General features: G+C 66.5%; 9 protein-coding genes. 3 read left to right on the top strand and 6 right to left on the bottom strand.

The window, feature by feature from the left end; translation table 11 throughout:
* Positions 1-76: 76 nt before the first annotated feature.
* Positions 77-1,003, top strand: coding sequence for a hypothetical protein (locus BSZ39_RS06270; RefSeq protein WP_073716516.1), 927 nt, complete (start codon positions 77-79; stop codon positions 1,001-1,003).
* Here the strand turns inward: BSZ39_RS06270 and BSZ39_RS06265 are convergent.
* Positions 997-1,923, bottom strand: a complete 927-nt coding sequence (locus tag BSZ39_RS06265) for a LysR family transcriptional regulator (RefSeq protein WP_073716515.1) — start codon at positions 1,921-1,923, stop codon at positions 997-999. The two genes, BSZ39_RS06270 and BSZ39_RS06265, sit on opposite strands and share 7 nt — an antisense overlap.
* A gap of 71 nt (positions 1,924-1,994) precedes the next feature.
* Here BSZ39_RS06265 and BSZ39_RS06260 point away from each other — a divergent pair, with 71 nt between their 5' ends.
* Positions 1,995-2,357: a CBU_0592 family membrane protein gene (locus BSZ39_RS06260; RefSeq protein ID WP_143180409.1), complete on the top strand. Its 363-nt coding sequence runs from the start codon at positions 1,995-1,997 to the stop codon at positions 2,355-2,357.
* A 100-nt stretch (positions 2,358-2,457) separates the two neighbouring features.
* Positions 2,458-2,643, top strand: coding sequence for a hypothetical protein (locus tag BSZ39_RS06255; protein ID WP_073716513.1), 186 nt, complete (start codon positions 2,458-2,460; stop codon positions 2,641-2,643).
* Positions 2,644-2,754: 111 nt separating this feature from the next.
* On the opposite strand, the gene trxA is transcribed toward BSZ39_RS06255, so the two are convergent.
* The 5 genes from trxA to BSZ39_RS06230 form a co-directional block, all read right to left on the bottom strand.
* Positions 2,755-3,078, bottom strand: a complete 324-nt coding sequence (gene trxA / locus BSZ39_RS06250) for a thioredoxin (RefSeq protein WP_073716512.1) — start codon at positions 3,076-3,078, stop codon at positions 2,755-2,757.
* Positions 3,079-3,096: 18 nt separating this feature from the next.
* On the bottom strand, positions 3,097-4,071 hold the full coding sequence (gene trxB, locus BSZ39_RS06245; RefSeq protein ID WP_073716511.1) for a thioredoxin-disulfide reductase: 975 nt from the start codon (positions 4,069-4,071) through the stop codon (positions 3,097-3,099).
* 72 nt (positions 4,072-4,143) lie between these two features.
* The gene (locus BSZ39_RS06240; protein WP_073716510.1) at positions 4,144-7,866 is read right to left on the bottom strand and encodes a murein biosynthesis integral membrane protein MurJ; all 3,723 of its coding nucleotides are present in this window, start codon (positions 7,864-7,866) and stop codon (positions 4,144-4,146) included.
* 9 nt (positions 7,867-7,875) lie between these two features.
* On the bottom strand, positions 7,876-9,771 hold the full coding sequence (locus tag BSZ39_RS13850; protein ID WP_073716509.1) for a DUF6049 family protein: 1,896 nt from the start codon (positions 9,769-9,771) through the stop codon (positions 7,876-7,878).
* Positions 9,768-10,286: an NUDIX hydrolase gene (locus BSZ39_RS06230; protein WP_073716508.1), complete on the bottom strand. Its 519-nt coding sequence runs from the start codon at positions 10,284-10,286 to the stop codon at positions 9,768-9,770. Before BSZ39_RS06230 ends, BSZ39_RS13850 begins: the two co-directional genes overlap by 4 nt.
* Positions 10,287-10,298 lie beyond the last annotated feature (12 nt).

Raw genomic sequence — 10,298 nt, 5'->3', positions numbered from 1 at the left:
TGAGTTGTAGAAGATGAACTCGAGGATCACGCGGTGACCGCCCTGCTGTCCAGCACGACCACCCCGCTACACCACTATGAGGGACTCAACTGTCGTCGAAGAACTGACGGGCAGTGAGGTCGTCCGCGAGCGTCGGATCGCCGAGCAGGAGCGCATGCTCGGGTCGCTTAGAGACGCACTGCACTACTACAACCACGACCTCGGGTTCATCGGCATCCTCGCGTTTTCCGGCAATCCGGCGACGCTGATCGCTAAAGCCACCGAGGCGCGCGAGCTGTGCCGCACGGGCCTGGAGGCGCTCGTCCATCCGCCGAGCGGGATGGTTGATACGCATGGCGCCGACCCGCTCGGGGAGGCGCGCGCGATCGTCGACTCCTTCATGAATGTCCCGCTCTTGCTGACGCCCGAAGCGACGGTTACGCAGCGCGAAGTCGCGTTCGGACACCTGAAGCGGATGGCAGCTCAGCTACGCGTCGACACCGGAAAGTGGTACCAGGGCGGCGTCTTCAACGTGCAGGGTCACTTCGCGCGGCCGTTTACCAAGCAGGGCTGCGCGCCCGACTCCACGGGCTGGACACGCGGCCTGGCATGGGTGAGCTACGGCTTGCGGATCGTCCGGCAGCGCGGCCTCGACCTCGGCGGCCTGGACCTTGCTGCCGAGATCACCGAACTCGACCGGCTCCTGCTCGCCCCGGCGCGCGACACGCTCGTACCGTGGGACCTGGCCGCAACCGAGACGGACGCGAAGGATTCCGGGGCGCTCGCGATCGCGCTGGCCGGGCACTGCCAGTTCGACGATGGCGAGCTTCTTGCGGACAACGTCGCGCTGCTCGAACGCGCGGGCGCCATCGTCGAGGCTCCCGAGTCCGGCAGCCTGCTGCGGCTCTCGACCTACCACGTCCCGCATGGCGCCGGGATTAACGGGTCGACCGCGTGGGGTGACTACTTCTACCTCGAGGCGCTGGCGTCGGCGGCCGGGTTCCGCTCGCCGTATCACTACTGATCGAGCGGGCCGGCGCCCGGCAGGCTGATGGCATCGCCCGTCTCCACGAGGAGCTGCATGACCGCTTCGTGCGCGGGCTCGAGGCCGCCGGCACCGAGCCGGTGGCGGATGACGAGCTGGCGGACGCCGAGGCCGGGCAGGCGCGTGACCTGGATGTCCTTGTCCTCGAGGTTGGAGACCGCGAGGCTCGGCAGGACCGTCGAGCCGAGGCCGGCGCGCACCATGTCGAGGGCGACGTCGTAATCGGCGTAGCGGTGGATCGAGATCTTCGGGTCGGGCAGGGCGGATTGGAGGCGCTCGACCGCCTGCGCGGAGGCGGCGGCCTGGTCGACGGCGAGCCACGTCGTCGAGGTCAGGTCCGCGATCGTCGTGGGGCGAGCGTCGCCCGAGGGCTGGACGAGGAGCCAGGGTTCATCGGCGTAGGGCACGTCGCGCATGCCGCGGGGTACCACGAGTTGCTTTTCGAAGTCGCGCTCCATGATGAGCAGGTCGACGACGCCGGAGCGCAGTTCGCGCATGCCGTGCTTTTCGATGACCTCACGGATCGAGACCTGGACACCGGGCAGCCGGTCGGCGACGCGGGGCAGGAGGGGGATCAGGAGGTTTCGGATGGCGGTTTGGAAGCCGCCGATGACGACGCTACCTGTGACTTGCCCCGCAAGTCCGGCCAGGGACCGGGTGGCCTTGAAGGATTCGGTCTCGATGGTTTCGGCCAGGTCGGCAAGGATCCGACCCGCCGGAGTGAGGACCGAACCGTGTGGGGTACGTTCGATGACGGCGACCCCGACCTCGCGTTCTAGCTGTTGAATCTGCTGAGAAACGGCCGAGGGGGACATGTTCATAGAGTCGGCTGCGGAGACGACGCCACCGTCGCGGTGGATCGATAGCAGGATCTCGAGTCGACGCGAATTGAGCTGCATAAAGTAAAACTGTACAGCATGTGTAGATAGGTTCGATTGATTAGAACTCAAAGTGCTGTCACGATGCTGCCGTGAACGAATTTTGGATGACAGCCGTAGGCGCCCTGGGATGGGTCGGCTGCTTGATGTGCCTTACCGGTTACTTCCTCGTGTCCTCTCGTCGCATCATGGGCGACTCGCTGCGCTACCACGCGCTCAACATGGGAGGGGCTAGCCTCCTTGCCATGGCCTGCGTCACAACGGGCGCATGGCCGTCGTTCTTCTCCAATTTCATCTTCATCATCATCGGGTCATGGGTGGTGTTCACCACTAAGCGCGCGTATGTGAGAGCACGAATCGTCGCTGTGGTCAAACGGGGTTCAAATCGTGAGTCAAACGCCGTTGTCTTCACCAAGGAGTCGTCAAGTCTCCTCGAGCTTGCCGCTATGAAGTAAAACTACATTACGATTGCAGATTAATGTGATTGAAATGGATTCGGACAAGTAGGACACTTGAAATGTCACCACGAAAAAGCAACACCCGGAAGGAAACACCGTGATCGTCATCGCCACCGTTTTGTTCGCTGCGATTGCTGCTGTTGCTCTCCTGGCTTCGATCCGTGTCGACCTCGTCTCGCGGGGTGCCTCGATGAACTTCGAGCATGTCCTGCATGGCGATCTTGATGCGGCCTGCCGGTCTGCCAACGGCGCGCTGCACATGCGCGAGCAGATTCTCCGCTAACGCGAGACTGCGATTCTGGCCCGAAGAGAGATCTTCGGGCCTTACTTGTTGCCTCGATACGCAAAACCGGCCGCGCCCCGTTGGGGGACGCGGCCGGTTAGCTTATGCGGCCTAGAGGTGTGGTTCGATTTCCTTCAACAGGTCCTTCTTCGGTCGGCCCCCGATGACCTGGGCGACGGACCGGCCTCCCTTGAAGAGAATGAACGTCGGGATCGACACGATGCCGTAGGCGCCGGCGGTCTCCGGGTTCTGGTCGGTATCGAGCTTAACGACCTTGAGGGCGTCACCCTTCTCGGCCGCGATCTCGTCGATGATCGGTGCCATCATGCGGCACGGCGGGCACCAGGTGGCCCAGAAGTCGACGAGGACGGGAGTCTCCGACTGGAGGACCTCCTCGGTGAAGTTGGCGTCGGTGACGTCAGATACGTTGCTCATTGTTGTCCTCCAAAGGAGCTAGTTCCAGCTTTCGGTGATTTTCTCGTCGACGTCCGAGTCGGACAGGGCCACGAGATAGCGTTCGGCGTCCAGGGCCGCGGCGCAGCCCGTTCCGGCCGCCGTGATGGCCTGACGGTAGGTGTGGTCGACGACGTCGCCACAGGCGAAGACACCGTCGATGTTGGTCTTGGTCGAGGGCGAGTCCACGAGGATGTAGCCGTCGTCGTCGAGGTTCACCTGGCCGGTCACGATGTCCGTGCGCGGCGCGTGGCCGATCGCGATGAACATGCCGGAAGCGTCGATCGTGCGCTTCTCGCCGGTGACGGTGTCTTCGACGATGACGCCCTCGAGCTTGTCCTCGCCGACGAGGCCGACGGGGGAGGAATTCCACGCGAATTCGATCTTGGGATCGTTCATCGCGCGCTCGGCCATGATCTTGGAGGCGCGCAGTTCATCGCGGCGGTGGATGACGGTGACCTTCGAGGCGAAGCGGGTGAGGAAGGTGGCTTCCTGCATCGCGGAGTCGCCGCCACCGACGACGACGATCTCCTTGTCGCGGAAGAAGAACCCGTCACAGGTCGCGCACCACGAGACGCCGCGGCCCGAGAGGCGATCCTCGTCGGGGATGCCGAGCTTCTTGTACTCGGAGCCGAGCGCGAGTATCACGGACTTCGCGGAGAAGGTCTCGTCGTCGTCATTCGTCACGGTCTTCGTCTCGCCGGAAAGATCGACGGAGACGATGTCTTCGAAGCGGATCTCGGCGCCGAAGCGTTCGGCCTGGCCGCGCATATTCTCCATGAGGTCGGGGCCCTGGACGCCCTCGGAGAAGCCCGGGAAGTTCTCAACCTCGGTTGTCGTCATGAGTGCGCCGCCGGCGCTAATGGCCCCTGCAAAAACGACCGGCTTGAGGCCAGCGCGAGCAGCGTAGATGGCGGCGGTGTATCCGGCGGGGCCGGAGCCAACAACAATGACGTCGTGGAGCGAATTGGTCATGGGGTTTCTCTTTCTTCGGCTGTTCGTCCCGATATGGGTAACGCGCGTACCCCAAGGGGTATTCCCGCTGGGTTATTTCAGCGTGATCTCAGCGAGTTCAACGCGGTTCTTGCCATCCGAATCCGCCTTCGGGAGGGCAGTGAACCATAGGATCACGGTATCGGTTTCGATCGTGTCGAAACTCAGTTCTGTGGTCGGGGACATGTCGGCTTCGCTTACGACTGAACCGCCGATGGGGTCATTTGCGTCGGTCTTGACCTGCACGTGTCCACCGTTGCCGCGCAGGGTCAGGGTCACTCCGGAGAGCTTCGCCTTCTCCGTGAGGTTGATCTTCAGGCCGATGCCGGCCTTGTTGCCGTAGGTCGGGTTCTTGTAGAAGCGGGAGCGCCAAAACGATTCCGGGTCGCCGTCGAAGGCGCGGGGAGTGAGGTCGGGATTCTCCTTGCCATCGCCCTGCGGGTCCAGGACGTCGATCGAGGAGATGACGGGCGCGGCCAGGGCCTCGGTCGTCGGCTCCGGCGTCGCCTCTTCGGTCGGTTCGGCGGGTGCCTTGCTCGGCTCCTCGGTCGCCTGCCTCCTCGTGACTTCGGGGGTCGGCGGCGTGACCGTGCCGGGCTGGCGCAGGTTCGACAGCGCGAGGAACAGCACGATGATGAGCAGCGCCGCGAACACCGTGAGGATGAGCGGGCTCGGATCGATCTTGCGGCGCGACAGCGGCGTCGACGAATCGTATTCTTCGACCTCGCCGGGCAGGTTGATGGAGTGCTTCGCCGCGAAGCCATCGAGCTTCGTCACCAGACCCTCGATGCGCATCGTCGTGACATCGGCCTGGCGGCGCGAGGCCTGGCGGGCCTTATCGGCCGCGATACGCGCCTTCTCGGCGGCTTCGAGCGCCTTGGCCGTCGCGACGTCGGCGCTCGCGCCCGACAGGATGGCGTTCTTGGTCTTACCGAGGGCCTCGCTCGCGCGGCGGCGGCGGTCCTGCGGTGTGGTCGTCGACTCGTCGGTGGCAGCGCGCGCGGAGGTCACCGGCGGCGGCAAGGGCATCGGGGCCGGGACCGGGACGTCCGGCTCGGCCGGGGTCTCGGGTTCGACCTCGGGTTCGTCCGCGGGCTCCTCCTCGACGGTGTCACCCGAGCGCCGCGGGGCCGCGTGGGACGGGGCCGCGGGGGTCACGTCGTCGAGGTCAAGGTTGATGATCTCGGTGAAGTCCGGCCCGGGGTCGGCAAGGCTCGACTCGACGAAGCTCGGGTGCCAGTCGCCCGCGGGGCCGGGCGGTGGCGGCGGCTCGGAGACGGCCGGGGCGGGCGTCGTCTCGGTCTCGACGGGTAGCCACGCGGGGCGGCCGGAATGGCGGGAGATCGCGAGCGTATCGAGTGCGGAGTCGTAGGCGAAGCGCGTGATGGGGGATAGCGCCGTGACGACATCGGCCGCGGAGCGTGCTTCGGCGAGGGACTGGGATCCGGCAGCGCCGCACAGATGCGAGTAGAGCTCCTGCAGGTCGTCGGCGTCCGCCTCGGTAGCGAGCAAGCTGCGCTCGACGGCATCGCCGCCATCGTCGAATTCGCGTAGGGCGCCATCGATCCCGAGACCCACGATCACGAGGTCGCCCGTCGGGGCGATACGGATGTGGTCGGGCGTGATGTTGAGGTGGTGGACGCCGCGGCTGCGGGCACCCTCGAGGATGCTCGCGGCGGTGCCGACGATGGCGCTCGCCTCGTCGGGCGACAGGTGAACATCGGCCAGGTTCGGCTCGGGGAACGTGTCGGTCACGACGTAGGCGCGCGACAGTTCGGGGTCGACCTCGACGTCGCGGATAGCCGGGAAGTGGTCGGAGTCGATGAGGTAGGCGCGGCGCGCGGAATCGACGAGTTGGTCGGCCGAGAGGTCGTCGCGGGATAAGAAGAGCGCGACGGCGTGGTCGAGGACCGTGTCGGTGGCATGCAGCCATGTGCCCGCGCCAGAGGCCGGGATAGTGCTGAGCTGATCGAGGCGGTAACGTCCGCCAACAAGGTGGCCGATCAAGCCCGAGAGGTCGTCCACCGACTGTCCATCCTCTTCTCGTCGTTCGTCCCTACTCCAACTATTGTCCACGACGTTTGCCTGCGCACGCGACGCGCCAGCAAGTCGCGGGCCGATAATCGGGACTTTTCTAACGATTTTCATCGTCAGACGCAGCACCTGCGCGAGAAGCTGGTCGATGTCGGGAATCCGGAAGTGTTTCGCGACGCCGATATAGGTCGCGGCCATGATCGTGCCGAGGAGCGCGACCGTGAAGACCGAGCGCGTGAAGGTGCTCGCGGCGCCGGAGGCTTCGGGCAGTCCGATCAGGTTGAGGCCGCCGAGGGCGACGAGGCCGGCGATTCCGGCGGCGATCGCGAGGCGCAAGACGACGCCGAGGATGCGGCCGTGGTCGACGTTCGGGAGTTTCTTCGACAGTTTGACGTAGCCGACGACCGCGCCGATCGCCATGGACACGGCGGTCGAGGCAGCGGCGATGGGTACCCAGTACAGCGGGGGAGCGAGCCACCAGCCGATGAGCGAGATGATGATCTGCGCGAGGGCCATCGGGATCTGGATGAAGAACTGGGTGCGCGCGTCTTCGTAGGCGAAGAACGCGCGCTGGACGACAGACCACGCCCCTTGGAACGGGATGCCGAGCGCGAGCGGCAGCAGGACGAGGGCGACGTTGCGGGCCTCGTCGGCGGTCACCGACGGCAGGACGACGTGGGCGAGCGGGACCGCGAGGACGGCGAAGGCGACGGCGGCGAACAGCGTGAAGGTCGCGGTGATGCGCAGCGCGAACCCGAAGTCCGCGGCGACGCCGGCGTGGTTGCCGGCCGCGGCCTTATCGCTCATGCGCGGGAAGAGCGCGGTGATGAGCGAGGTCGTAAACAGCGACTGCGGCAGCATGTAGATAAGGAAGGCGTTGTTATACGTCTGGTTCGCCGGCAGCATGATGTCAGAGGTCGCGGCCGCACCGTTCGCGGCGGCGGCGACGTTCGTGACCGCGAGGAAACCGAGCTGGCCGACGGCGAGGCCCGCGAACGACCACATCGCCATCCGGGAGGCGCCGCCGAGGCCGGCGACGCCTAGCCGCCACTTGAAGCGGAAGCCCGTCTTCCGCAGCGCGGTGATGAGGACCCCGGCCTGGATCGCGACGCCCAGGGTCGCGAATCCGGCGAGCAGCGCGATGCGCGCGCCCGTCCAGTCCCCGGGGCTCGCGCCCGAGCCGTCGCGGGCGAAGCCGAAGACCCACAGGTAGATGACGAGGCCGATGATCGCGACGACGTTATTGGCGACGGGCGCCCACATATAGGGCCCGAAGGAGCCCTTGGCGTTGAGGACCTGGCCGAGCAGGGTATAGACGCCGTAGAAGAAGATCTGGGGCAGGCACCACACCGCGAACGCGACCGCGAGGTCGAACCACGCTGGATCGAGCTGCGAGGCGTACAGCGTCACGATGAGCGAGCTCGCGAGCGTCGCGACGACGGTGAGGCCGAATAGGCCGAGCCCGGCGACGGTCAGGAGCCGGTTGACGTATTCGTCGCCGTCCTTGCGGCGCAGCGCCCGCACGACCTGCGGCACGAGGACCGCGTTGAGGACGCCGCCGGCGAGCAGGTTGTAGATGATGTTCGGCAGCGTGTTCGCGACGGCGAACGGGTCGGCCTGGCCCGCGCTCGCTCCGATCGCGGCGACGAGGAGCGCGTTGCGCAGGAGTCCGAGGATGCGTGAGACGAGGGTCCCGGAAAACATGAGTGCGGACGAGCCAGCAAGGCCCCGCTCTCTGACCATGACCTCTCCTTAGTTCCCTGCCGGATCGAGTTGCCGGTCGCGCACGCCGTGGCGGTGATTGCGGCGGATGGTCCGGATGATACCGCCGATGACGAGCAGGGCGAGAAGTCCCGCGGCCACGCCTGTTCCCACGTTCTCCCAGTCGGCGCGCACGCGCACGTCGAAAACGTCCGAGGAGGCGATCGGTTCGCCGCTTTCGCTCGAGACCTGGATGCGGACCTTGAGGTCGCCGGAGCCGACGGCGTTGACGGGCATCGCGACGGCGGTGCGCGTGCCGGGCTCTAGGGTGGCTTTCACCGTGCCCGGTGTCTGCAGTCGCGGGTCCTGGGCGATGAGGTCGACGACGACGTTCGCGGGCGCCGTGAGTTTGGAGTGGAGGTAGATCGGGATATCGGGCTGATCTGAGATGAGCAGCAGCGACGAGGGCGTCTCGACCGTGATCGCCCGCGATAGGCGGGCGGCGCGCTCCTGGATCGCGGTGAGGATATCGGCGCGGTCATTCGGCTTGTTGGCGAAGGTCGTGGAGACGAGGTGGCGCGACATGACCTCAAGAGCGTTCGTGAACTCCGTCGGCGATGAGGTGAGCGTCGCGACCGCGCGCGCCTTCTTCTCCGCCTCCGCGAGCTGGTTAAGGGTGCGCGACGGGTCGGCGGGGTCGGCGATTTCTTCGAGCTGCCAGCGGGTCTCGGGTTCCGTATCCGTCGGCGCCCACGCGTCGCCAGACACGCTCGGGACGAGGCCTGGTACCGAAAATGGCGCGCCGGTGAGGGCCGCGAGGCGTTCGGCGACGATCGTCGTATCGGCATCGCGCGGCACCGCGAGCACGAAGGTGCGCGGATCGTTCGGACGCTCGCGGATCGCGGCCGCGGCGTGGGCGAGCATGGCCTGGCGGTGCGCAATGTCGTTCCCGCTCGCCGCAAGGTGGGAGCTCATCCGCGTGTCGAACACGAGCGCGGGCGCGCCCTGCACCGTCGCGATGCCGGACGGCGTGTAATAGGTGCCGGCCTTCGCTTTGGCCTCGTCATCGCCGACGACGAGGATCGCATCCTTCGGGCGCGCGGCGAGCGCATTGGCGGTCGCGCTCGTCGGCCACCACAGCATCGGGGTCGTACTCGCGCCGCTCGTCGCCCGCGACAGGATGTCGCGCCCGGACTGGCTGCCCGCGAGGAAGGAGATATCGGGATCGCCGGCGGGAAGCGACAGCGGCGTGCGCACCGGCGGATTATCGAGCGCCGGATCTCCCGCGAGCTGGACGCCCGCATCCGACAGCGCGGTCGCGGACTTGCTCAGTTGCTCGCTAGACGCGGCCGAATCGGGGGCGGCGGCAATATCGCGGCTGCTGGCCGCGACCGTTCCCAGGACGAGGAACTTGCCCGGCGGCAGCGAGCTATTGGGCCAGTTAATGAGGTAGGAGCGGTCGATGCCCGACGGCGGGGCGCTGCCTTCCCGACTGGTGTCGCCGGCTCCATCGCCAAGGGAGGCGGGGGAGACGCGCACGAGGATCCCGCGCGGCCCGCGGGACAGTGCGGGGAGGTTCGCGCTCGGCACGACGAGCGTGACATCGCGGGCCTCTCCGGGTGCGAGGGCGTCGAGCGTCGAGTCGAGCAGGGGAGTGGTCGCCGTGTCGTCCTTGCCGACGAGCCAGTCATCGAGGCGATTGCGGGCGACCGGCGTCCAGGTCTGGAGGCGGACTTCGGCGACGGGTTCGGCGATCGGAGCGCCCGTATTATTCGTGACGCGCACGTTCAGGGTCACGTCGCTCGGCCCGGTGAGGACTGCGGGCGCCAGGCCGCGCAGCTCGACGGTGAGTTCGCCTGCGGCATGGGCGCGAGGTAGCCCCGGCACGAGGAGCGCGACGAGGGAGAAAGCGACCAGGAGGAATGCGAGGCGAGCGCGCCGGCTCATGCTCGACCTATCAACACATCCCGGGCGGTAGCGATGACGCGACGCTCGTTGGGATAGGCGAGTCGGCTCGCCGCCTCCTCGAGCGTCAGCCATGCCACATCCTCGGCTTCGTGGTCGGGATCGTTTTCGACCGTGAGGTAGCCGCCGAGGGCTTCGAGCAGGTAGTGGTGGACGACCTTGTGCACGCGCCGGTCATCGCCCGCAAACCAGTAGTCGATCGTGGCGAGATGGCGCAAAACACGCGATTTGATGCCGGTTTCTTCATAGATTTCTCGAACCGCTGCCTGCGGCGCAGTTTCGTCCCCCTCGAGATGTCCTTTAGGAAGGCACCACTCTAATCGGCCCACCCGGTTGCGCCGGGCAATGACCGCGACGAATGCTCGCCCTCCGACGACATCAATGGTCACGCCACCGGCCGATGTTTCGTCGACCGTCGGCAGAACTCGACGCACATTATACGCCCGGCGTCGCGGCGACGCGGGTACGCGGCGACGAGGACTGGGCGTAACGGACATGCCATACAGCTT

Source organism: Bowdeniella nasicola, assembly GCF_001907295.1.
In the GTDB taxonomy this organism is placed as follows: domain Bacteria; phylum Actinomycetota; class Actinomycetes; order Actinomycetales; family Actinomycetaceae; genus Bowdeniella; species Bowdeniella nasicola.
Note: the sequence above shows the minus strand (reverse complement) of the source record. Positions and strands in the feature narration are given on the sequence as shown.